Here is a 23387-nt window from a genome sequence, read left to right on the forward strand (position 1 = left end):
CCGCAATGGCCCGCAACGCGCGCCGGGCTGACGCCCGATTTCACAACACTCATGGACGGCGCCTTGCGCGCCGCCCCGCTCGCGCCGTATCAGGCGCGCAGACGGCTTAGCCGTAGTGATTCATCCACGACGGATGACGCGTCGACTTTTCGCGGTCGAGCTTGCGCATGCGGAATTCGAGGTCGTAGATGTCGGCCGATTCGGCCAGATACGCTTCTTCGCGCTGTTGACGGCGCGTTTCAGCGGTTTCGGACAGGAACAGGAAAAGGCGGCTGAGCAGATACATGATGAGGTCCCTCTGTGCAGGCACACGCCTGCTTAACGAATGACCTCATTATAGGGTAATCCCTAGTTAGGGTAAACACCTAAACTGCGTTTGGCGCCGCTAGCCGTGCCTTTAGCGCAACACCTGCGTCAATTCGTCATCGGAATCGACATCGGCGGACGAACGGCGATGCTGGGCAAAAAAGTCCCAGATCAGCGCGCTGGCATCCGGCCCCGTGGCGGAGTGGAACGGCACGGCGTCGTCGCCGCCGCTCCATGCGTGATCGAGCCCCGCCACCCGGCACAGCCGCACGACGCTCGTGCCGTCGCGATCGTAGTCCTGCTCGCGATAGCCTTCGCGGAAAATCTCGTGCGATACGACGCCGGGGCGCACGCCGCGCGCATCGGCGAGACCGTTGAGGCGCAGGAGTTGCAGCGCAAGTTGTTCGGCGTTGATGGGCGCGACGACGGCATCCGCGTCGCCGTGAATGACGATGCCCGGCATGCCCGGATACTCGCGCTCGCCGAGTTCTTCGTCGACGAGTGAAACGGGGTCACGATGCGCGCCGCGCCGCATCACGTCGAGCGCCGAAACACCCGAGCGCGCTTCGCCGAACGCCGGCCCCGAATGCAGCGCGACCGCCGCGAAATGGCCCGGCGCACGCACGGCCAGCAACATGGCCAGCCCCGCGCCCGCCGACAAACCGGCGAGATACACGCGCGAGCGGTCGAAGCCATGCTCCTCCACGAGCGCATCCACGAGCGACACGATCGATTCCGCCTCGCCGCCGCCCGCCGCGTCGCGTGCGTCGTACCAATGCCAGCATTGGTGCGGGTGGGCGCGCTCGCTCTGCTCCGGGTAGACCACGGCAAACCCGTAGCGGTCGGCGAGCAGGTTCATGCGCGTGCCTTCGGCGAACGAATCCATCGACTGCTTGCAGCCGTGCAGCATCACCACGAGCGGCATGGGCTTGCGAGCGCCGCCCTTCGGCAGATACAGGCCGTAAGGCAGCGCGCGCGACGGCGTGAGATGTTCCGCACGCGACCAGGTGCCCGAGGCCCACGCGGCGCCGCGCGGACCGACGCGCGATTCGCGCGCGCGGCCAGCCGGCGCGCCGTGTTCCGCCTCGCGGGCAACGTCTTGCGCGGCGTGCCAGATTGCCTGCGGGCGCGGCGCATGCAAGCCGGCACTCGCGAGCGCCTCGTGCGCGGCGCGGTTCTGGATGGCGAGCAGACGTCGCATGCCACCCGCCCATAGCTTCGTCAGATCTTTCGTCATCAGGGGCCTCGTGAAAGGGTCCGACACGATCACCGCGTACTGCGGCAATCGGTCTTTGTGCAACGCACAATAGCATCAAACCACGACGTTTGCAGATCGGACGGATTCGAAATCGGCGCGCCTGCGTACGGTACGCCATGCTGTCAGGCGGGCGACGCGGCTATACTGCTTGCTCGTTTTCTCCTGCTTGTCCGCCGACGCGGCTCCTCGCGCGTTACTCTAAGAATCACCCTGTCCGGAAGCGCCGTTTTGGCGTTGCACCATGCCAGATTTGCCTTTACACCTGTGGTACTCGATTACCAACCTCGGCGGCGCGGGCCTCACGCTGCCGCTCGCGCTGGCAATCGCGCTCTGGCTCGCGGCCGGTTATTCGTGGCGCATGGCGGCGAGCTGGGTCGTCGTGCTGGGTGTGGCAATCGGCCTCACGACGATCACGAAAATCGCGTTTCTCGGCTGGGGTGTGGGGATTCGCGAACTCGATTTCACGGGTTTCAGCGGCCACGCGATGCTGTCCACAGCCGTGTATCCCGTGGCGTTCTTCCTGATGCTGCAAAGCGCGCCTTCGGCGTTGCGCGTGACGGGCATGCTGGCCGGGCTCGCCATGGGCGTCGCGGTGGCGTTTTCGCGTGTCGTGCTCGACGCGCACTCGCCTTCCGAAGCGGTTACCGGCTGCATTCTCGGCGCGCTCGCGGCGCTCGTGTTCGCACGCTACTGGTGGCAGGCGCGCGCGCAGCGTGTCTCGGCGGCCATCGTTACGCTGAGTCTCGTGGGCGTGGTGATCGCGTTGCATAACGTGCAGGTGCCCACGCACCGCTGGGTGACGAATCTCGCGCTGACCGTGTCGGGCCACGATCGTCCGTTCGTGCGCGCGAAGTGGAAGGCGAGCGGCCCGAAGCGCGCGCCGGAAGCGCCGATTTCGCAAACGCTCAACGATCTTTCTACGCCTTCGGATCGCACGTAAGGCGGGCTGAGAGCGGGGTTTTAATTGAGAGCGATCGCGCCGGCGATAGCTCGAGCACGCTGCCGCCGCGGCTTTTCCGCTACGGCGCGTAGCCTTTTCGCTTCGCCCGCGCAGGGAAAATCTGGCAGTTAGTTGCGATAGTTGGGTTTGTTTCGCCTCGCTTGCCGCACCTAGTCGGCCACACCTAGCCGGCAGCTCCCAACAACACACTCGACGCCTTGAACACGGCAGTCGCCGGTTTGCCGATCACGAGCCCGAGCGCCTCGACGCTCGCCTCGGTCACGATCGCCGCCAGCACCGCCCCGCCCGGCAGCACGATCGACACATCGGCGTTCACTGCGCCGCGCCGAAGCACCTCGACCGTGCCGCTCAGCCGGTTGCGCGCCGACAGCCGCGCCGCGTCGGCCGCGTCCGCCACCAGCACGATCGACGTCGCCTTCACGAGCGCCACCACCGGCGCGCCTTCGCCTAGTGCGAGCATCTCGACGCTCTCGTGCGTGACGGTCGCGACGATGGCCTCGCCGCCCGGCAGCGCCATCGACACTTCGTCGTTGACCGCGCCGCGCACGATGCCCGTCACCGTGCCGAACAGCTGATTGCGCGCACTCGTGCGCATCGCGAAGCGGCCCAGCATCGCGAGATCGCGCTCGAAGCCGCTTTGGCCCGCGTTTTCGTCCGCGTTTTCGTCCGCGTTTTCGGCCGTAGTTCCCTCGGCACGATCGCCGCCCGCCAGCAGCCGCGCCGCACGCTCGAGAAAACGCCCATGCTCGTGCTCGATCGTCCGGTACGTCTCGATCAGACGCAGCGCGCGCGGTGTGAGCGTCGTGCCGCCACCGCCCTTGCCGCCGGTCGCGCGCAGCACGAGCGCTTCGCCCGCCAGATTGTTCATCGCGTCGATGGCGTCCCACGCGCCCTTGTAGCTCATGCCGACGGCCTTGGCCGCGCCCGTAATCGAGCCGGTCGCACGAATCGCGTCGAGCAGGCCGATGCGCGCCGCGCCGCCCAGTTGCCGCGCGCCCGCCTGAAACCACACCGAACCCCCAACGCCCAGTTCGGCCGCGTCATGCGTCATGACGCGTAAGGCATCTTCAGCAGCATCGTCGGGAGAAGCAGGCGGATCGGCAGGATTCATCGAGATCAACGGTCGGAAAAAAGGAAGCAGTCGCGGCGATTATAAGAAGTGCTAGTCGGCGCGCGGCACTTTCGGCGCGGGCAATTCGCGCAGCACACGCTCGCCTTCCTTCGCCGTGTAGCGCTTGACGGCCTCGCACCAGCCGCGCGCGAAACCGAGTTGATACGGCTCGGCGTCCATGCTTTCGAGATAGCGCAGCGCGACGGCCGCGTCGTTGCCGTCGCCGAGCACGCTTTGCAGCCGCGCGAGCGTGCGGACGAGATCGGTGCGCGTGCGGCGCGAGGCGATCGGCGCAAAAAACTCGACGGCGTAGCGCAAATACTTCGCGTTGATACGCACGCGATGCCGGCTGGCTTCGTCGATGGCGGTGAGCTTGGGCGTGTTCGCGAGTTCGTCGTGGTAACGGCGCAAACGCTTCTTCGCGTGAGCACGCAGCGGGCGCGCCCGTTCTCCGGCGAGGCCCGTCGAACCGTCCTGATCGGCCCGGCGCGCGCGGCGCGTGAGCGCGTCGAGCCATTGCAGCCAGGCCAGCGCGGCCAGCGCGTATCGCGGCGACAGCAGCGCCTCGCGCAAGCTGGCGCGCGCCGCTTGACGCCGGGCGTCCGCTTCTGCGCGCAGCGCGGTCCAGCGCGCGGGATCGACGTCGGCGGCCGCGAGCGCGGGCAAGGTCGAGTCGACGAAGACATCGCGATCGCGCGCGTCGCCGAGCAGCGCGCCGAGCCAGCGCAGTTCGGGCTCGATCTGCGTCTTCCACGCGTCGTCGCGCCAGTGCGCGAAGAGCCGCATGGCCGTGCGCAGGCGGCGTTGCGCGACCCGCATCTGGTGGATGAATTCGCCGTTGGCGCTGCCGCGCACGCCCGCGTCGTTACCGAACCATTGCGCGCCGATATTGCGGCAGATCGCGACCAGCGCGTCGGCGGCGCTGCGGGCGCCCGCGAGATCGACGGGCTCGGCGCGCGCCACGCGCACGTCGCCCGCGACATCGCCCGACGCGGCGCGCTCGACGGCGTCTGCGTCGCGCACGAACGCGGGCGCGTACGGCCCCATCGCGCCGATCAACTCGCGCGCACAGTCGAACAACGCGGCAACGAGCGGCGCGTCGTCCTCGCCTTCCGGCCACGCCGCGCTCACGCGCCATTCGTGCACGGTCGAAGCCGCAGGCGTCGCGGGTTCGGCACGCAGGTCGGCGTCGAAGGTGAGCAATACGTCGATGCCCTCGCGCGGCCATTGCCAGCGGCTGCGCAGCGCGTGCAAGGTCGCCGCGGGCCGCAACGCGCCCGTGGCGGCGAGCGCTTCGCGAAACGGCGTGGGCGCGGCATCGAACAGCGCGTTGGCCACGTCGCTCGCATCGAGCGGCGCGACGAAGATCGGCGTGACGACCGCGATGCCCGGCGTATGCACGCGCCGCTGCGACACGACGACGCGATGGCTGTTTGCGGACGCTCGCGGCGCGACATCGGCGACATCGACCTGAGAATCGGAATCAGATGCATCGCGCGCCGCGTCGTGCGTATCGACGGTCACGCGCCAGCCCGCGCGCGCCAATGCGCCGTCGCTGTCGAACGACACCACGGTGGTAGGCGTTTGCGTATCGGGCAGCGCCACGAGCGCGGGCAACGCTTCGGCGAACACGAGCGCCGCCGCGCCAGCGGGCGAGCGCGCTGCCCGGCATGACGCGGCTGCGGGCACGGCGGCCGGATCCGGCACATCGGCGTTATCCGGCGGGCGCGGCGCGTTCGACGGGGGCGGCGCGAACGGCGTCACGACATCCAGCACGATTTCCAGAACGCGAGCCATGAACGCTCCAGCTTCGATGAGTAGGCGCGAATGATGGTACACGCGAGTCGGGCGCCGCGCGCCAGGGTGCGTCACTGACGACGGTCAAGGTTTTTGCGTCGCGTCGGTGGAAGAATCGTCGATTACATTCCGCTTCCTCGCGGCCTGGATCGTAACGTGTTGCCCCATCTTAAGGAGTGTTGAGTGTTCCCCGAATTCAGAGACCTGATCTCGCGCCTCAAGATCGACGACGAGCATTTCGCGCGGCTGTTTCATCGCCATAACGAACTCGATCAGCAAATCAAGAATATGGAAGCCGGTATCGTGCCGTCGCACGGCATGGAAATCGAGCAACTGAAAAAAGAAAAGCTCCGGCTCAAGGACTCGCTCTGGCTCACGCTGCGCAAAGCGGAAAGCGCCGCCAGCGGAGCGCCGTCATGAGCACCGCCCCGCTTCACGCCGCGGAACAAGACGACTCCGGCGCGCACGCGGCCGCCCTCACACCGCATGGCGCGGAGTTGCGCAGCGTGGAAAGCGCGCTCGAAGCGGCGCATCAGGTCGCGGCGGGCGCGCTGCATGATCTTGTCGCGCAAAGCCGGGAACAGAAGGAGGAGCAAACGCAGGCGCCCGCCACGCTGCTCGATTCCATCGCCGCGCTCATGGAAGGCATGTCGCCCGACGAGGTCGTGCAACTGCGCCGCCTGCTGCTAGAAGGCAATCCGGCCGAATGGCGTCACGCGCGCGCGCGCAACCCCGACGACGAACTCGCCGAGAACTGGCGCGAAGGCGCGTATCCGTATCGGCATCTGATGTCGCGGCGCGCGTACGAGCGGCAGAAATACCGGCTGCAGGTGGAATTGCTCAAGCTGCAAGCGTGGGTGCGCGAAACCGGCCAGCGCGTGGTGATCCTGTTCGAGGGCCGCGACGCCGCCGGCAAGGGCGGCACGATCAAGCGCTTCATGGAGCACATGAATCCGCGCGGCGCGCGCGTGGTCGCGCTTGAAAAACCCAGCGAGGTCGAGCGCGGCCAGTGGTATTTCCAGCGCTACGTGCAGCATCTGCCTTCGGCGGGCGAGATCGTGCTGTTCGACCGCTCCTGGTACAACCGCGCGGGCGTCGAGCACGTCATGGGCTTTTGCACGCAGGCGGAATATGCCGATTTCATACAGCAAGTGCCCGAGTTCGAACGCCAGCTCATTCACAGCGGCATTCATCTCATCAAGTTCTGGTTCTCGGTGAGCCAGGCGGAGCAGCGCCGCCGCTTCAAGGAGCGCAAGGTGCATCCGCTCAAACAATGGAAGCTGAGTCCCGTCGACCTCGCTTCGCTCGACAAGTGGGACGAGTACACGCAAGCGAAGGAAGCCATGTTTTCGCAAACCGACACCGCGGACGCGCCGTGGACCGTCGTGCGCTCCGATTGCAAGAAGCGCGCGCGGCTCAACGCCATGCGCCATGTGCTCAACAAACTGCCGTACGCGAGCCGCGATACCGAAACCATCGGCCGGGTGGACCCGCTGCTGGTGAGCCGGGCGGTGTGATCGGGCGAAACGGGGGTGAATAGCAAAGGCGGCGCACGAGTGCGCCGCTTTTGCATGGGCATCCGCGCGCTGAGCCGATAAAGCCGCGCGCATTCAGCGCGCTCAGGTCGCGTACTGCGCCAGCCCGTTACCGAACGACCAGTCCTCGCGCGCCACGGTCACGAGATTCACGAACACGTCTTCCTTGCGCACGCCCGGATTGCGCGCGAGGTTATCGGCGATCTTCGCGTAGAGCGCCTTCTTCTGCTCCTGTCCGCGCGTGTTGTTCGCGGCGATCTGGATGATCACGAGGTCATCGCTGCGTTCCACGCCCAGATAATGGCGGCCGAACACGAAGTTATCGGCGTCCATTTCGTTGACGATCATGAACTGATCGTCCTCGGGCACGTTGAACGTTTCCATCAACGCGGCGTGAACGCCTTGGACCAGCGCCTTGCGGTACGGCGCCGGCTTGCCAGCGCGCAGAGCGATTCGGGTGAGCGGCATGTCGATCTCCTTGTTGGGTTTGACATGACAACAGCTTAGGCGCGATCTATCATAATAAACAGACATCGATAGATATTTCATCCATTTACATCTGAAATGAAACCGCTCGATCTGGATGCCGTGCGTGCCTTCGTGCTCGTGGCCGAACTCAGCAGCTTCACGCGCGCCGCCGAGGCGCTGGACACCACGCAATCGGCCGTGAGCCTCAAGCTCAAGCGGCTCGAGGCGCATTTGGGCAAGTCGTTGCTGGAGCGCACGCCGCGCGTGGTGCGACTCTCCGCCGAAGGGCTCGCGTTTCTGGGCGCCGCGCGCGATTTGCTGGGCGCGCACGAGCGCGCGCTAGGCGTGCTCTCCGGCGACGAGCGGCGTGTGGCGCTGGGTTTGAGCGAACATGTCGCCGACGCCGCGCTCGCCCGCCAGCTCGCGCAACTGCGCATGCACGATCCGGGGTTGGTGATCGAGCTGCATCTCGGGCTCTCCGCGCAATTGCTCGCGCAGTACGACGAGCGGCGGCTCGACGCCGTGATCCTGCGGCAGGCGGAAGAAGAGCCCGTACGCCCCGACGCGCGGCCGCTCTTTCGTGAACCGCTGGTCTGGCTGGCCGCGCCGCAATGGCAGTGGCAACCGGGCGCGCCGCTGCCGCTCGCCTTGCTGGCGGCGCCGTGCGCGGTGCGTGCGACCGCCATTCGCGCGCTCGACGCGGCGCAGATCGCCTGGACGGAAGTGTTCGTGGGCGGCGGCGTGGCGGCTATCGGCGCGGCGCTGGCTGCCGGGCTGGCCGTCTCGCCGCTGGCGCGGCGGGTGGCGCCGCGCGAACTCGTCGATGTCGGGTCGCGGCTAGGCCTGCCTGCGCTGCCCGCCTCGCGCGTGTTGATGTATTCGCGCGTGCACGAGCCGCGCACGGCGGCCACGCTGCAACTGCTCGCTTCGGCGCTGGGCGCGACTTGACGGATCGCACCGCGCCTGGCGGCCGCTCGCCGCTCGCCCCGAATCCTCCCCAAACGCGGCTAACCGATTCCCGCCTTGCATAAATCCACAGATGGACTAATATCAACTAAAAGTTTCTTTCAGGACTCGACCACCATGTCACCTGCCATTGCTTCCGCGGCGCCCGAACGACGTATCGGCGCCGAACCCTCGTTGACGGAAATGTCGGCGGCGGGTCTGCGGGCGTTCTTCGCCATTGCGCGCGACTGGGACCTGAGCGTCGACGAGCAAATCGTCCTGCTCGGCTCGCCGGGCCGATCGACGTTCTTCAAATGGAAGCAGTCGCCGCAAACCGCGCGGCTCGGCCGCGACACGCTGGAGCGGCTGTCGCTCATGCTCGGCATCTACAAGGCGCTGCAGATTCTCCTGCCGCAACCCGCCGCCGCCGACACCTGGATCAAGCGCCCCAACAGCGCCCCGCCGTTCGGCGGCCGGCGCGCGCTCGACCGCATGCTGGCCGGCAATATCAGCGACCTCGTGGCCGTGCGCCAGTATCTCGACGCAATGCGAGGCGGCTGGGCGTGACGCAAACGAACTGGCAAGACCGTTGGCGCAGCGCGCCGCTCGCGTGGTCCCCGGCGTTCCGGGTCATCCCCACGCGCTTTCCCGCCGTGAACCTGTTCGACCGCGTGGCGTCGCCGAAAGACTTCGAGGCGCTCTACGCGCTCGAGGCGCTCACCAACGACCGCCTGCGCACCGAGACCGGCGACCTCGACCTCGTGCCGCGCGACGAGCGCCGCTTCGGTCCCGGCTACGGGCCCATCATGGCCGCGTTCACGCATCTGAATCCGCAGGGCAGCCGCTTCTCCGACGGCACCTACGGCGTGTTCTATTGCGCACGCTCGCGCGCCACCGCCATCGCCGAAACGCGTTATCACTCGGCGCTCTTTCTCGCGGCCACGAACGAGCCGCCGCTACGCCAGCAAATGCGGCTCTACACGGTGATGGCGCACGGCGACGTGATCGACATTCGCGACGATCCCGCGCTCGATCCCGGCGTACTCTCGCCCACCGACTACACCGCCGGCCAGGCGCTCGGCCGTGCCGCGCGCGCGGCGCAGGCGCCGGGCATCGCCTACCCTTCGGTGCGCGACGCGGGCGGCGAATGCCTTGCCGCGCTCAGCACGACGATCCTGCGTGCGTGCCATCACGCGGCGTATCTGGAATACAACTGGAGCGGCCAGAGCGTCGACATGGTGTTCGAGCTGAACCGCATCGTGTGAGAACGCGGCGAGCGCCGCGCCTGAAATGCAGCGCTGCTCATTCAGGGCAGCGCGATGGTCGCGGCGCCATGGGCGCGCGCTTCGGCGGTCGAAACCGACCAGCGGCGCGTGGTGAGCGCCTCGACCATCGTGAGGCGGCCTTCGGGAATGAAGGCGCCAGTGTCGAGAAACATCTGCGAGCCGATCAAGCGCACTTCGCGCACGGGCGTATGGCCCACGTACGTGAGCGAGAGCACCTGGCGCGGCGGCGCCTGCGCCGAGCCGAGCACGATGTCGCGGCCCCAGAGCATGCGATCGCGCGTTTCCATGTCGATGTTGGCGCGATCGAGGTCGGCGTCGCTGCCGAGAAATTCCGCGTGCAGCACGTTGAAGCGCTCCACGCCCTCGCCCACCACGCGAGCGAGCGGCAAACGCCGCAAACGCAGCGCGTACTGCATCAGCGCGTCGGCGCTCAAACCCTGCGCCCAGCCGCCACCGATGCCATACCAGCGATGCCGCGGCATGCGGCCTTCCGCCACCGCGCACAGCGTGTCTTCGTGGTTGCCGAGCACGGCGTAAAACCACGGTTTGTCGATGAGCGCCAACGCTTCCTCGCATTGCGCGCGATCGCCGCGATCGACCAGATCGCCGACCGAAAACAGCCGGTCGCGCGCCGTGTCGAAATCGACTTCGCGCAGCAAGTAGCGCAGCGCTTCCACACAGCCATGCAGGTCGCCGACGATAAAATCGCGGCCCGCTGCATTGGCGGCGTGATGCTGCACGAGAGGAGCGTGAGAGAGTGTCATTGCACCATCATAGCGCTGGGAGGCGGCGCCGATATGCGCGCCAAACAGCGTATCGACGATGAATTCATACGAATTCGCCGATGGCGCGCCGAACGCGGCCTCATAAAGGGATTAGAAGGCTCGCAAATCGCGTGCCTGTCACTGCGCCAACGGCACGTCTTGCACCTCGCTTTCAGGCATAAAACCGGCTAACGGCACGCTGCAACGCAGGCGTGAGTGCCGCGCCCCAACCGCGTGCATCGCGCCATCGCCACGGTAGAATCGCCGCAACGATCGACGCCGCTCGACGCCTTATCGACCGACCATCGCGACAGATAACCGACACAAGAACTTAACCGCGCTCGAGGCCTCGTCATGAATCTCGTCAATCTCTATCCGCGGGTGCTGCGCAACCGCCCGCATCTGATGATCGCCATCGCGGTGGGCGTCGTGCTCGGGGCGCTCGTGCCCGCCACGATCCGCCCTTCCGCGCGCGTGCTGGTGGGCTGGGACGCGGCCGTCTGGACTTACCTCGTGCTCATCTGGATTCACATGGCGCTCGCCGACGAAGCCAGCGTGCGCGCCAACGCGCGCCGCGAAGACGAGAACGCGGGCACGGTGCTGTTCCTCATCTGCACGGCGACGGTCGCGAGCATCGTCGCCATCGTGCTCGAACTGGGCGCGACGAAAGATCTCGGCACGGCCTCGAAGGTGCTGCATTCGCTGCTTACCGGCCTCACGCTGATCGGCGCGTGGTTCCTCATTCCGACCATCTTCACGCTGCACTACGCGCGCCTCTACTACGGCTCCGATCCCAACGAGCCCGCGCTCGCCTTCCCCGACAAGAAGCTCACGCCGAACTATTGGGACTTCCTGTACTTCTCGTTCACGATCGCGTGCGCGTCGCAGACCGCCGACATCTCGATCGTGGGCCGCACCGCGCGGCGCGGCGTGCTCGCGCAATCGATCCTCTCGTTCTATTTCAACGTCACGGTGCTCGGCCTGTGCGTGAACATCGCCGCGAGCATGGTCGGCAACTGACCGACACAAAGACGTCATGTCGATGCCGGCGGGTTCCGCTTGCCTCCCGCCGCGCTCGCGCTGATCGCTACAAACCTTACCGGCAATTGCTGCCGGCCCCGGCCCGTACAGGGCTCGCGACTCGCGGCGCCCAGCGGCCCGAACCGCAATCCCGGTCCCGCCGTGCGCCCCGCGGGCACGGTCATGCAAAGCAGATAGGCATACGCCTTGCTCCCTCCCCAGCCAAGTCGCCGCGCGGCGCGCGCTGTGGTTCCGTTTGGTTCCGGCCTGCTTCTGCACTACTCTGAACAGGTCGTGACGGGCCACCACGCGCCACGCGGCACACTCCGGCACCCCCTGGGCCGCGCGATCGCATTTCGGCCAGCCGCCGTCCTGCATCCCTGCCGCCCGACGTACCTGGAAGACGACCGATGCAACCTCCCCACGCATTTGCGCCGCGGATCTACTTCGTCCATTCCGTCCTTGTCGGACCGCTCGACGCGTGGCCAGCGCAGTTCGCCCGCGCCGCGTCGCTCGGCTTCGACCATCTGCTGATCGGCGCGCTGTTCGCGCCGGGCACCGCGGGGGACGACCGCATCGTCGCCGATCATGCGCGCGTGCATCCCGCATTCGGCGACAAGCTCACCGTCAAGGACGCCGTCCGGCAACTCGCGCTCGCCGCCCAGGCGCGCGGTGTCACGCTGCTCGCCGACCTCGTGCTCGACCGCACGGCCGCCGACGGTGCGCTCTACGCCGAACATCCCGAGTGGTTTCACCCGTTCGAGCCCGAAGACGCACGGCTCGACCCGCGCCACGGTCATCAGGAAGCGAACGTCGCCTACCTCGACTTCGAGCGCGGCGGCGAGGCGCTCATTGCCTGGTGGACCGCGCGCCTCAGCGCGCTCGTGGAAGCGGGCATCGGCGGCTTTCGCATCGACTCGCCGCATGGCGTGCCGCCGCACGTGCTGCGCGCCATCTTCTCCGCCGTGCGCGCGCGCTATCCGCAAACGCGCTGGCTCGCCGCCACGCCCGGCCTGCCGCGCGAAGCCATCGAGCGGCTCGAAGGCGTGGGCTTCGACGCCACCTTTTCCTCCGTGCGCTGGTGGGATTACGCGTCGCGCTGGATGGTGGAAGAGCACGCCGCGCTGCGCCGCGTGGGCTCGCCCGTCACGTTCCCCGAAGCGCCCTACGGCGTGCGTTACGCGCACGACCAGGAAGGCGCCGCCGACGCGCGCGCCATCGAGCGCGCGTATCGCCGCATGCTGCGCACGGCGGCCGCGCTGGGCACCGGCTGGCTCATGCCGATGGGCTTCGAGTTCGGCGTGGACGAAGCCATCGGCCACAGCGGCAACAGCGCGCACGCGTGGGCCCAGGCGAGAGAGCGCGCGCCCTTCGACCTGAGCGCCGAAGTCGCGCACGTCAACACGCTCCAACGCGAAACGCCCGCGCTGCACACCAGCGGCGAATTGCGCGCATTGAGCGGCCCCGGCGCGAGTGTCGCGGCGCTGCTGCGCGCCGACCATGCCGATTTGCGCGACGCCGGCAACGCGATCCTCACGCTCGTGAACCCAGCGCTCGCCGCGCCCGTGCGCGTGGACATGGCGCGCCTGCTCGACGCGGTGCCCGGCAATTTCACGCGCTTCACGCCGCTCGACGCCGAAACGCTGCGCACCGCGCGGCACACCGGCACGGGCGCGAATCCCGACGCGACGATTCCCGAGACCTTCACGCTGCCCGCCGGCGCGTGCTGGATGTTCCGCGCGCAGCCCACGCCGCTTGTCGTGCTCGCGCCGCCCGACGATCGCGGCAAGATCGACACGAGCGGCCACAAGACCGTGCTCGAAGCGATCGCCGCGCCGCGCATCGCGATCGAAAGCGCGACGCCGTCCATCGATCATGGCCGCTTCGTCGTCAAGCGCAACGTGGGCGAGCGCTGCGAAGTGCGCGCGGCGATCTTCGCCGAAGGCCACGACAAGATCGACGCCGCCGTGCTCTGGCGCGCCGCCGACGAAACCGTCTGGCACGAAGCGCCCATGACGGCCGCGCCGCCCGCGGGCACCGATATGTGGGTGGGCTCGTTCCCGCTCGAACGCGTGGGCCGTTACGAATACGTGGTGGTCGCGTGGCGCGACGACTTCGCCTCGCTCGTCGGCCATCTGCAAAAGAAGCGCGACGTGGGCCAGCCCGTCGATCTCGAACTCGAAGAGGCAAACCGCCTGCTCGCGCTCGTGCTCGCGACGGCCGAAACCTCGGACGTGCCCGGCGAGGCGCACCAGCGCAATCGCGCCACGCTCGAAGGCATCGTCAAGCGCTTCATGGCTGCCGACACCGACGTGCGCGTGGCGTTGCTCGCCGCGCCCGCCACGGCGGCCGCCGTGCGCGCGGCGCGCCATCGCCCGTTCCTCTCCACCGACACCGTCATCAACCGCGTGGACTCGGAACGCGCCGCCGCGCGCTTCGCGAGCTGGTACGAGATCTTCCCGCGTTCCATGAGCGACGACGAATCGCGCCACGGCACCTGGGACGACGTGATCGCCAAAATGCCGCGCGTGCGCGACATGGGCTTCGACGTGCTGTATTTCCCGCCGATCCACCCCATTGGCGTGGCGAACCGCAAGGGCCGCAACAACACCCTCACGGCCAATCCCGGCGACGTGGGCAGCCCGTATGCGATCGGCGGCGCGGAAGGCGGTCATACGGCCGTGCACCCGGAGCTGGGCACGCTCGAAGACTTCTGCCGCATGCTCGCGGCCGCGCACGCGCACGGCCTCGAAATCGCGCTCGACTTCGCGATCCAGTGCTCGCCCGATCACCCCTGGCTCAAGGCGCATCCCGGCTGGTTCGCGTGGCGCCCCGACGGCACGCTGCGTTACGCCGAGAACCCGCCGAAGAAGTATCAGGACATCGTCAATCCCGAGTTCTATGCGCAAGACGCCAAGCCCGACTTGTGGCTCGCGTTGCGCGACGTGATCCTGTTCTGGATCGACACGGGCGTGCGCATCTTCCGCGTGGACAATCCGCATACGAAACCGCTGCCGTTCTGGGAATGGATGATCGCCGACGTGCGCGCGCGCCATCCCGACGTGATCTTCCTTTCCGAAGCGTTCACGCGGCCGCGCCTCATGTACCGGCTCGCCAAGATCGGCTTTTCGCAGTCGTACACGTACTTCACGTGGCGCGAGTCGAAACGCGACTTCACCGAGTACCTCACGGAACTCACGCAAACCGAGGTACGCGATTTTTATCGGCCGAACTTTTTCGTCAATACGCCCGACATCAATCCGCGGCATCTGCAAACGGGCGCGCGTTCGAGCTTCCTGATACGCGCGGCGCTCGCGGCCACGCTCTCCGGCTTGTGGGGCGTGTATAGCGGCTTCGAGTTGTGCGAGGCCCGCGCGCTGCCGAATTCCGAAGAGTATCTGGATTCCGAAAAGTATCAGCTGCGCGCATGGGACTGGAACCGGCCCGGCAATATCGTGGCCGAAATCGCCGCGCTCAATCAGGCGCGCCGCGCGAATCCCGCGCTGCATTCGCACCTCGGCATCACGTTCCTGCCCGCGCACAACGACGCCATTCTGTGCTTCGAAAAAGCCACGCCTTCGCGCGACAACGTGATTGTCGTGGCCATCAACCTCGACGCGTTCAACGAGCAAGGCGCCGACTTCGAGCTGTCCTGGCCCACGTTCCAGCGCTGGAATCTGGACGACCAGGCGCGCCTTGCCGTGACCGATGAAATCACCGGCGACCGCTTCGAGTGGAACGGCCGCTGGCAACACGTGCGGCTCGATCCGCATTCCAAACCGTTCGCGATCTGGCGCATCGAGCCCATACAAGGCTTGCCGCGCGACGAACCGCTGCCCGACGCCGACGAACACGTCGAGGGCCATCCCGAACTGGACGCCGACTTCCCGCCCGGAGGAGCGACATGAAACGCGACCCCGCCACGCAAGAGCCTACGGCCAACGACATGCCATCCATTACGCACGATTCGAGCGCGCCGCAAAGCGCGCAGGACCCTCACGAAGAACGCGGCACGCACAAGCGCGGCAAGCCTTCGCTGATTTCCGACGATCCGCTCTGGTACAAGGACGCGGTGATTTATCAGGTGCACGTGAAGTCGTTCTTCGATGCGAACAACGACGGCGTGGGCGATTTCGCGGGCCTGCTCGCGAAACTCGACTACATCGCGGCGCTGGGCGTGACGGCGATCTGGCTGCTGCCGTTCTATCCTTCGCCGCGCCGCGACGACGGTTACGACATCGCCGACTATCGCAACGTGCACCCGGACTACGGCCAGCTCGCCGACGTGCGCCGCTTCATTCAGGAAGCGCACGCGCGCGGGATCCGCGTGATCACCGAGCTCGTCATCAATCACACCTCGGATCAGCATCCGTGGTTTCAGCGCGCGCGCCGCGCGAAGCCGGGCTCGAATCATCGCAACTATTACGTGTGGTCGGACACGGATCAGAAGTATCAGGACACGCGCATCATCTTTATCGACACGGAGGCGTCCAACTGGACCCACGATCCCGTGGCGGGCGCGTATTATTGGCACCGCTTCTATTCGCACCAGCCCGACCTGAACTTCGACAATCCCGCCGTGCTGCGCGAAGTGCTGCAGGTCATGCGCTTCTGGCTCGACATGGGTATCGACGGTCTGCGGCTCGACGCGGTGCCGTATCTGGTCGAACGCGAAGGCACGAACAATGAGAACCTGCCCGAAACGCACGCGATTCTGAAGAAGATTCGCGCGACCATCGACGAGCATTATCCGAACCGCATGCTGCTCGCCGAGGCGAACCAGTGGCCGGAAGACGTGAAGGAATATTTCGGCGACGAAGACGAATGCCACATGGCGTTCCACTTCCCGCTGATGCCGCGCCTCTACATGGCGATCGCGAGCGAGGACCGCTTTCCGATTCTCGACATCATGAAGCAGACGCCGGATCTGCTCGAAACGTGCCAGTGGGCGATCTTTCTGCGCAACCACGACGAACTCACGCTCGAAATGGTCACCGATTCCGAGCGCGATTATTTGTGGAATACCTACGCGACCGACCGGCGCGCGCGCATCAATCTCGGCATTCGCCGCCGTCTCGCGCCGCTCATGGAGCGCGACCGCCGCCGCATCGAACTCATCAATTCGCTGCTGCTTTCCATGCCGGGCACGCCCGTGATCTATTACGGCGACGAACTCGGCATGGGCGACAACATTCACCTCGGCGACCGCGACGGCGTGCGCACGCCGATGCAATGGTCGTCGGACCGTAACGGCGGGTTCTCGCGCGCCGACCCCGAGCAACTCGTGCTGCCGCCGGTCATGGGTTCGCTCTATGGCTTCGACGCGGTCAACGTGGAAGCGCAAAGCCGCGATCCGCATTCGCTGCTCAACTGGACCCGCCGCATGCTCGCCGTGCGCCGCTCGAAACAGGCGTTCGGGCGCGGCACGATTCGTTTCCTGCGGCCCGCGAATCGCAAGATCCTCGCGTATCTGCGCGAAATGCCGGGCGAGCCGCCCATCTTGTGCGTGGCGAATCTCTCGCGCGCGCCGCAGGCCGTCGAACTCGATCTTTCCGAATTCGCGGGCACGGCCCCCGTGGAAATGACCGCCGACTCGGTTTTCCCGGCCATTGGCCAGTTGCCGTATCTGCTCACGTTCCCGCCCTACGGTTTCCTGTGGTTCCTGCTGTGCCCCGGCGATCAGCGTCCTTCGTGGAGCCAGCCGACCTCCGAGCAATTGCCCGAATTCGTCACGGTCGTGATCCGCGACGCGCAAACCGGCGCAACGCCTGAAAACGTGCGTCTGCTCGAGTCGGAAGTGCTGCCTTCGTGGCTCTCGCGGCGCCGCTGGTTCGCGTCGAAAGACAAGCCGCTGCGCTCCGTGAAGCTCGCGGCGCTCACCACGATCACCGGCGCGGGCTTCGCGTTCACCGAGATCGAAGCCGAACTCGCCGACGGCACGAGCGAGCGCTACGTGCTCCCCATCGCGATCACGTGGGGCACCGACACCACCACGCCGCTGCATATCCAGCTCGCGCTCTCGCGCGTGCGACGCGGCCGCACGGTCGGTTATCTCACCGACGCGTTCGCGTTGCCGTGGTTCGCGTATGGCGTGCTGCGCAAGCTGCGCGAGCGCGCGGCCGTGCCCACGGTGCAAGGCAGCACGATCCGCTTCGAGCCGACCGCGCGACTCGACGAACTCGATCTCGGCGAGACGCCCGAAGTGCGTTGGCTCGCGGCCGAGCAGAGCAACAGCTCGCTCGTGATCGCCGAATCGCTGGTGCTCAAGATCGTGCGCCGCCTGATGGCGGGCGTGCATCCCGAAGCGGAAATGAGCCGCTATCTCACCAAACTCGGCTACGCGAACACGGCGCCGCTCTATGGTGAAGTGGTGCGCGTCGATCCGCAGGGCGTGCCGCATACGCTCATCATCGTGCAGGGTTTCATCGACAATCAGGGCAACGCATGGGACTGGGCGCTCGACTTCCTGCGCCGCACCGTGGACGAACTCGCGCTCGCCACCGATGACGGCGACGGCACGACGGTCGCCGACCAGGCCCACGAAGAGGAAATCATTCAAGGCTACAGCACGGTAATCGGCACCATCGGCAAGCGGCTCGGCGAGTTGCACGCCGCGCTCGCCTCGCCCACCGACGACGCGGCCTTCGCGCCCGAACCCGCCAGCGAGGGCGACGTGCGTGCGTGGATCGACGACGCGAAGCGCATGCTCAATGAAGCGCTCGACATCATCGCGCAGCATATCGGCGACGACAAACACACGCTCGACGACGACGCGCGCGACCTCGCGCGCAGCCTCATCGATCGTCGCGAGGCGCTGGTGCAAAAGGTCGAAGACATGGTGCCGCTCGACGCGAAGGCTTCGCGCATCCGCATTCACGGCGACTTCCATCTGGGCCAGGTGCTGCTCTCGCAAGGCGACGCGTACTTGATCGACTTCGAAGGCGAGCCCGCGCGGCCGCTGGAATTCCGCCGCGCGAAAACCTCGCCGTTGCGCGACGTCGCGGGGCTGCTGCGTTCGCTCTCGTATGCGGGCGCCGCCGCGCAATCGACCACCGAAAATGCGCCGACGCAAACCGCCGACCGCAAGCGCGCGCTGCTCGAACGTTTCCGCGGCAATTCGGCGGAAGCGTTCCTGAGCCAGTACCGCGCCGCCGTGGCCGAAGCGCCCATCTCGCTCGTGAGCGCGTCGAACGAACAGGCGCTGCTCGACCTGTTCCTGATCGAGAAAGCCGCGTACGAGATCCGCTACGAAGCGGCCAACCGTCCGACATGGCTCGCCTTGCCGGTGCGCGGTCTTGCCGCCATCGCGTCGCGCGTGCTCGGTTTAACGCCCAACCAGGCCGGCGGAGGTGTTCATGGCTGAGCGCTCGCCCCACGCCGGTCTCAATCCGCACGAGGCGGACGCGCTCGCCGGCGCGCATCATCACGATCCGTTCGGCGTGCTCGGGCTGCACTACGTGGATGGCGCGCCGTACGTGCGTGCGTGGCTACCGAACGCCGCGAGCGTGAAGGTCGTCGCGCGCGATCGCGCGCATACGCTCGCCGAACTCGAACGCGTGCATCCAGCCGGCCTCTTTGCGGGCGCGCTTGCCGAAGCCGTGCCGTATCGGCTCGAAATCGACTGGCAGGGTGTGAGCCAGGAAATCGAGGACGCCTATTCGTTCGGGCCGCAGTTGTCTGCCGAGGCGCTGGCGCGTCTCGCGGACGGCGACCCGTACGCGGTACTCGAATGCCTCGGCTCGCGCCCCGTGACTTGCGACGGCGTGCCCGGCGTGCGCTTCGCGGTCTGGGCGCCGAACGCGAAACGCGTTTCGGTGGTCGGCGACTTCAACGCGTGGGACGGCCGCCGCCACCCCATGCGGCTGCGTCACGAAGCGGGCGTGTGGGAGCTGTTCATTCCGCGCGTGGCCTCCGGCGCGCGCTACAAGTACGAGATTCTCGGCGCGCAGGGCAACGTGCTGCCGCTGAAGGCCGACCCGTGCGCGATGCAGGCCGAAATTCCGCCGGGCACCGCGTCGATCGTCGCGCCCGTGGAAGCGATCGAGCAATTCGCGTGGAGCGATCAGGCGTGGATCCAGTCGCGCGGCGAGAAGCAGAGCGCGCGGGCGCCGATGTCGGTGTACGAAGTGCATGCGTCCTCGTGGCTGCCCACGCCCACACAAGGTTCGGATTCCCAGGCACTCGACTGGAACGCGCTCGCCGAGCGGCTGATTCCGTACGCGCAGGGCATGGGCTTCACGCATATCGAGTTGATGCCGATCGCCGAGCATCCGTTCGGCGGTTCGTGGGGTTATCAGCCGCTCTCGCAGTTCGCGCCCACGGCGCGGCTCGGCTCGCCGGTCGACTTCGCGGCCTTCGTCGATCGCGCGCACAAGGCGGGGCTCGGCGTGATTCTCGACTGGGTGCCCGCGCATTTCCCGAACGACGCCTACGGTCTGGTCGAATTCGACGGCACGCCGCTCTACGAGCACGCAGACCCGCGCGAAGGCTATCACCCCGACTGGAACACGATGATCTACAACCTCGGCCGTCGCGAGGTGAGCGCGTTCCTGATCGCCTCCGGGCTCGCGTGGCTGCTGCGTTATCACATCGACGGCCTGCGCGTGGATGCCGTCGCGTCCATGCTGTATCGCGACTACTCGCGCAAGCACGGCGAGTGGGTGCCGAACATCTACGGCGGCCGCGAGAATCTGGAATCCATCGCGTTCCTCAAGCGCCTCAATCACGAAACGCAATACGTGCCGCAGCGGCCCGGCGTCATCACCATCGCCGAGGAATCGACCGCATGGCCCGGCGTGACCGCGCGCCCCGAAGACGGCGGCCTCGGTTTCCAGTTCAAGTGGAACATGGGCTGGATGCACGACACGCTGCACTACATGCACGAAGATCCCGTGTACCGGCAGTACCACCATCATCAAATGACCTTTGCGATGGTCTATGCGTACTCCGAACGATTCTTGCTGCCGCTTTCGCACGATGAAGTCGTGCACGGCAAGGGCTCGCTGCTCGGCAAGATGCCCGGCGACCGCTGGCAGAAGTTCGCGAACCTGCGGGCGTATTTCGGCTTCATGTGGGCGCATCCGGGCAAGAAGCTGCTGTTCATGGGCGGCGAGTTCGGGCAGATGGCCGAGTTCGATCACGACGGCACGCCGCACTGGAATCTGCTCGACGACCCGTTGCACCGCGGCACGCAAGCGCTCGTGCGCGATCTCAACCGGCTCTATGCGAGCGAGCCCGCGCTGCATGTGCTCGACACGGAACCGGGCGGCTTCGAGTGGCTCGTTTCCGACGACAACGGCAACAGCGTGCTCGCGTGGCGGCGCGTGGACGGCGCGGGCGGCGAGATCGTCGCCGTGTGCAACTTCACGCCGGTGCCGCGCCACGGCTATCGCATCGGCGTGCCGCACGCGGGCCAGTGGGAAGAAGTGCTCAACACCGACGCCGAGATCTACGGCGGCTCGAACATGGGCAACGGCGGCGTCGTGAGTACGGAAGACGTGCCGAGTCATGGCAAGCCGCAGTCGGTGTCGCTCGTGCTACCGCCGCTCGGCACGCTGATCCTGCGCCTGCGCCGCTAGCGGCCGCGGGTCCGGGCGCGGCGCGCGCGAGCGCGCTGGAAGCAGCATCACGCAGGAACCGATGCATAACGTACAAAAACGCACGGAGCTTCGACATGGCTAATGGTCCGCCTGACCGCCTGCTGCCGGGTTCGCCCGGCCCGCTCGGCGCGACGTGGGACGGGCTCGGCACCAATTTCGCGGTGTTTTCCGCCAACGCGTGGCGCATCGAGCTATGTCTCTTCGATCCCACCGGCCGCAAGGAACGCGTGCGCTATACCTTGCCGGAATGCACCGACGAGGTCTGGCACGGCTATCTGCCGGGCGCGCATCCGGGCACCGTCTACGGCTTTCGCGCGCACGGGCCGTATCAGCCGCATCTCGGCCATCGCTTCAATCCGCACAAGCTGCTGATCGATCCGTACGCGCGCCAGTTGATCGGCCAGTTCCGCTGGTCCGACACGCTCTACGGGTATCGCGCGCATTCGAATCGCGGCGATCTCTCCATCGACCGGCGCGACTCCGCGCCCGCGATGCCGAAGTCGGTGGTGGTCAGCGACAAGTTCGACTGGTCGCGCGACCGGCGCCCGAACACGCCGTGGGGTGAAACCGTGATCTTCGAGACGCACCCGCGCGGCATTTCCATGCAGCGTTTCGATCTGCGCACGCACACGCGCGGCACGTTCGCGGCGCTCGCTTCGCCGTACTTCATCGAGCATATGCAGAAGCTCGGCATCACGGCGATCGAGCTGCTGCCCGTGCACGCATTTCTCTCCGAGCGCTTTCTGGTCGAGCGCGGCCTGCGCAACTACTGGGGCTACAACCCGGCGGCGTTCTTCGCGCCGGAGCCGGGCTATCTGGTCGGCTACGACACCGACGAAATGCGCATTGCCGTGCGCCAGCTGCACGCGGCCGGCATCGAAGTCATTCTCGACGTGGTCTACAACCACACTTGCGAAAGCGGCGAAACCGGGCCCACGGTCTCGTGGCGCGGCCTCGACAACGCGAGCTACTACCGCTGCGTGCCGGGAGACGAGCGCCACTTCATCAACGACACGGGTTGCGGCAATACGCTCAATCTCTCGCATCCGCGCGTGTTGCAGATGGTGGCCGATTCCCTGCGCCACTGGGTCACCTCGTACGGCATCGACGGCTTCCGCTTCGATCTGGGCGTGACACTCGGGCGCGAGCCGTCGGGTTTCGATCCGAACGGCGGCTTCTTCGACGTGCTGCGCCAGGACCCCGTGCTCTCGCAGGTGAAGCTGATTTCCGAGCCGTGGGACGTGGGTCCGGGCGGCTATCAGCTCGGCCATCATCCGCCCGGCTTCAGCGAATGGAACGACCGCTTTCGCGACAGCGTGCGCAAATACTGGCGCGGCGAACCGGGCCAGCGCGCCGACCTCGCCGCGCGTCTCACGGGCAGCGCCGACCTGTTCGACAAACGCAAGCGGCGCCCGTGGGCGTCGATCAATTTCATCACCTCGCACGACGGCTTCACGCTCGCCGATCTCGTCTCGTACGACCACAAGCACAACGAGGCCAACGGCGAAGAGAACCGCGACGGCCACAACGAGAACTGGAGCGCGAACTGGGGCGCGGAAGGCGCCACCGACGACCCCGCGATTCTCGCTACGCGCGCCCGCGTCGCGCGCTCGATGCTGGCCACGCTGTTCGTCGCGCTCGGCACGCCCATGCTGCTCGCGGGCGACGAAGCGAGCCGCACGCAGCGCGGCAACAACAACGCGTACTGCCAGGACAACGACATTTCATGGGTCGACTGGGCGCTCGCGGACACGCCGCAAGGCAAGTCCATGACGCGCTTCGCCGCCCGCGTGATCGCACTGCGCCGCGAGCATCCGTTGCTGCGCGAAACGCGCTTTTTGTTCGGCGACCGGGAAATTCTGCCAGGCGTACACGACATCGACTGGTTCGACGAACGCGGCGAAGCGCTCTCGCCCGAGGCGTGGCAGGACCCCGAGGCGCGCGCGTTCACGCTGCGCCGCGCCGGCGCGGGCCGCAACGGCGAAACCGAAGTATTGTTGTTGATGCTGAACGCCTCGCCGGGCGCCGTGAATTTCGTCGCGCCCGCGCCGCGCATGGCATGGGAGGTGCTTCTCGATACGGCGCGCCCCGACGCCACGCCGTACGCCCTGCCCGATACGCGTTACGAACTGGCCGCGCGCGCGCTCGCGGTACTGTGCGCGCGGCCCGCGCGGCCCGCGCGGCACGACGCGCAGCGCCAGGACGCGCAGAACACGCAGACCGCGCCACGCCCGCGGCACGATGCGCCCGCGCCGGACCCGCGCCGCGCGCCCGGTTCGCCGGACGCGCGGGAATCCGGCTTGCAACGCGCACGCGACGACGCCGAGGGCTAACGCA

At 67.1% G+C, this 23387-nt stretch carries 17 protein-coding genes; 11 read left to right on the plus strand and 6 right to left on the minus strand.

Annotated elements, in window-relative coordinates:
• Positions 1-106: 106 nt before the first annotated feature.
• The gene (locus tag FAZ98_RS17890; RefSeq protein WP_158952634.1) at positions 107-286 is read right to left on the minus strand and encodes a DUF3563 family protein; all 180 of its coding nucleotides are present in this window, start codon (positions 284-286) and stop codon (positions 107-109) included.
• A 111-nt stretch (positions 287-397) separates the two neighbouring features.
• On the minus strand, positions 398-1543 hold the full coding sequence (locus FAZ98_RS17895; RefSeq protein ID WP_158952635.1) for an extracellular catalytic domain type 1 short-chain-length polyhydroxyalkanoate depolymerase: 1146 nt from the start codon (positions 1541-1543) through the stop codon (positions 398-400).
• A 262-nt stretch (positions 1544-1805) separates the two neighbouring features.
• Here FAZ98_RS17895 and FAZ98_RS17900 point away from each other — a divergent pair, with 262 nt between their 5' ends.
• Positions 1806-2504: a phosphatase PAP2 family protein gene (locus FAZ98_RS17900; RefSeq protein ID WP_158952636.1), complete on the plus strand. Its 699-nt coding sequence runs from the start codon at positions 1806-1808 to the stop codon at positions 2502-2504.
• Positions 2505-2688: 184 nt separating this feature from the next.
• Here FAZ98_RS17900 and FAZ98_RS17905 read toward each other — a convergent pair whose 3' ends face one another.
• Together FAZ98_RS17905 and FAZ98_RS17910 are read right to left on the minus strand one after the other, a co-directional pair.
• The gene (locus FAZ98_RS17905) at positions 2689-3576 is read right to left on the minus strand and encodes a TOBE domain-containing protein (RefSeq protein WP_158952637.1); all 888 of its coding nucleotides are present in this window, start codon (positions 3574-3576) and stop codon (positions 2689-2691) included.
• Positions 3577-3687: 111 nt separating this feature from the next.
• Positions 3688-5433: a CHAD domain-containing protein gene (locus FAZ98_RS17910; protein WP_158952638.1), complete on the minus strand. Its 1746-nt coding sequence runs from the start codon at positions 5431-5433 to the stop codon at positions 3688-3690.
• A gap of 183 nt (positions 5434-5616) precedes the next feature.
• On the opposite strand from FAZ98_RS17910, the gene FAZ98_RS17915 reads away from it, so the two are divergent.
• On the plus strand, positions 5617-5853 hold the full coding sequence (locus FAZ98_RS17915; protein WP_158952639.1) for a YdcH family protein: 237 nt from the start codon (positions 5617-5619) through the stop codon (positions 5851-5853).
• Positions 5850-6950 carry a polyphosphate kinase 2 gene (gene ppk2, locus FAZ98_RS17920; protein WP_158952640.1) on the plus strand — a complete coding sequence of 367 codons (1101 nt, stop codon included), beginning with the start codon at positions 5850-5852 and terminating at the stop codon, positions 6948-6950. The genes FAZ98_RS17915 and ppk2 overlap by 4 nt, the downstream gene beginning before the upstream one ends.
• 102 nt (positions 6951-7052) lie before the next feature.
• Here ppk2 and FAZ98_RS17925 read toward each other — a convergent pair whose 3' ends face one another.
• Complete coding sequence (locus FAZ98_RS17925; RefSeq protein ID WP_158952641.1) at positions 7053-7436, minus strand: tautomerase family protein; 384 nt, start codon at positions 7434-7436, stop codon at positions 7053-7055.
• 96 nt (positions 7437-7532) lie between these two features.
• Between FAZ98_RS17925 and FAZ98_RS17930 the strand changes: the two genes are divergently transcribed.
• The 3 genes from FAZ98_RS17930 (at position 7533) to FAZ98_RS17940 (ending at position 9646) form a co-directional block, all read left to right on the plus strand.
• Positions 7533-8384, plus strand: a complete 852-nt coding sequence (locus FAZ98_RS17930) for a LysR family transcriptional regulator (protein ID WP_158952642.1) — start codon at positions 7533-7535, stop codon at positions 8382-8384.
• Between the two features lie 201 nt (positions 8385-8585).
• Complete coding sequence (locus tag FAZ98_RS17935) at positions 8586-8948, plus strand: MbcA/ParS/Xre antitoxin family protein (protein ID WP_158954017.1); 363 nt, start codon at positions 8586-8588, stop codon at positions 8946-8948.
• On the plus strand, positions 8945-9646 hold the full coding sequence (locus tag FAZ98_RS17940; protein ID WP_158952643.1) for an RES family NAD+ phosphorylase: 702 nt from the start codon (positions 8945-8947) through the stop codon (positions 9644-9646). The genes FAZ98_RS17935 and FAZ98_RS17940 overlap by 4 nt, the downstream gene beginning before the upstream one ends.
• Before the next feature lie 41 nt (positions 9647-9687).
• On the opposite strand, the gene FAZ98_RS17945 is transcribed toward FAZ98_RS17940, so the two are convergent.
• The gene (locus FAZ98_RS17945; protein ID WP_158952644.1) at positions 9688-10431 is read right to left on the minus strand and encodes a metallophosphoesterase; all 744 of its coding nucleotides are present in this window, start codon (positions 10429-10431) and stop codon (positions 9688-9690) included.
• A gap of 354 nt (positions 10432-10785) precedes the next feature.
• On the opposite strand from FAZ98_RS17945, the gene FAZ98_RS17950 reads away from it, so the two are divergent.
• The 5 genes from FAZ98_RS17950 to glgX all read left to right on the plus strand — a co-directional run bounded on the left by FAZ98_RS17950 (position 10786) and on the right by glgX (position 23383).
• A complete protein-coding gene (locus FAZ98_RS17950) occupies positions 10786-11451 on the plus strand; it encodes a DUF1345 domain-containing protein (RefSeq protein WP_158952645.1) in 666 nt (221 codons plus the stop codon).
• A 410-nt stretch (positions 11452-11861) separates the two neighbouring features.
• Positions 11862-15359 carry a maltotransferase domain-containing protein gene (locus tag FAZ98_RS17955; RefSeq protein WP_158952646.1) on the plus strand — a complete coding sequence of 1166 codons (3498 nt, stop codon included), beginning with the start codon at positions 11862-11864 and terminating at the stop codon, positions 15357-15359.
• A complete protein-coding gene (gene treS / locus FAZ98_RS17960) occupies positions 15356-18814 on the plus strand; it encodes a maltose alpha-D-glucosyltransferase (RefSeq protein ID WP_158952647.1) in 3459 nt (1152 codons plus the stop codon). Before FAZ98_RS17955 ends, treS begins: the two co-directional genes overlap by 4 nt.
• Positions 18807-21029 (plus strand): 1,4-alpha-glucan branching protein GlgB, encoded by a 2223-nt coding sequence (gene glgB / locus FAZ98_RS17965; RefSeq protein ID WP_158952648.1) that lies wholly within the window; start codon positions 18807-18809, stop codon positions 21027-21029. The genes treS and glgB overlap by 8 nt, the downstream gene beginning before the upstream one ends.
• A 95-nt stretch (positions 21030-21124) precedes the next feature.
• Positions 21125-23383, plus strand: a complete 2259-nt coding sequence (glgX, locus tag FAZ98_RS17970) for a glycogen debranching protein GlgX (RefSeq protein WP_158952649.1) — start codon at positions 21125-21127, stop codon at positions 23381-23383.
• Positions 23384-23387: the final 4 nt, after the last annotated feature.

The sequence above is a fragment of the Paraburkholderia acidisoli genome, from assembly GCF_009789675.1.
In the GTDB taxonomy this organism is placed as follows: domain Bacteria; phylum Pseudomonadota; class Gammaproteobacteria; order Burkholderiales; family Burkholderiaceae; genus Paraburkholderia; species Paraburkholderia acidisoli.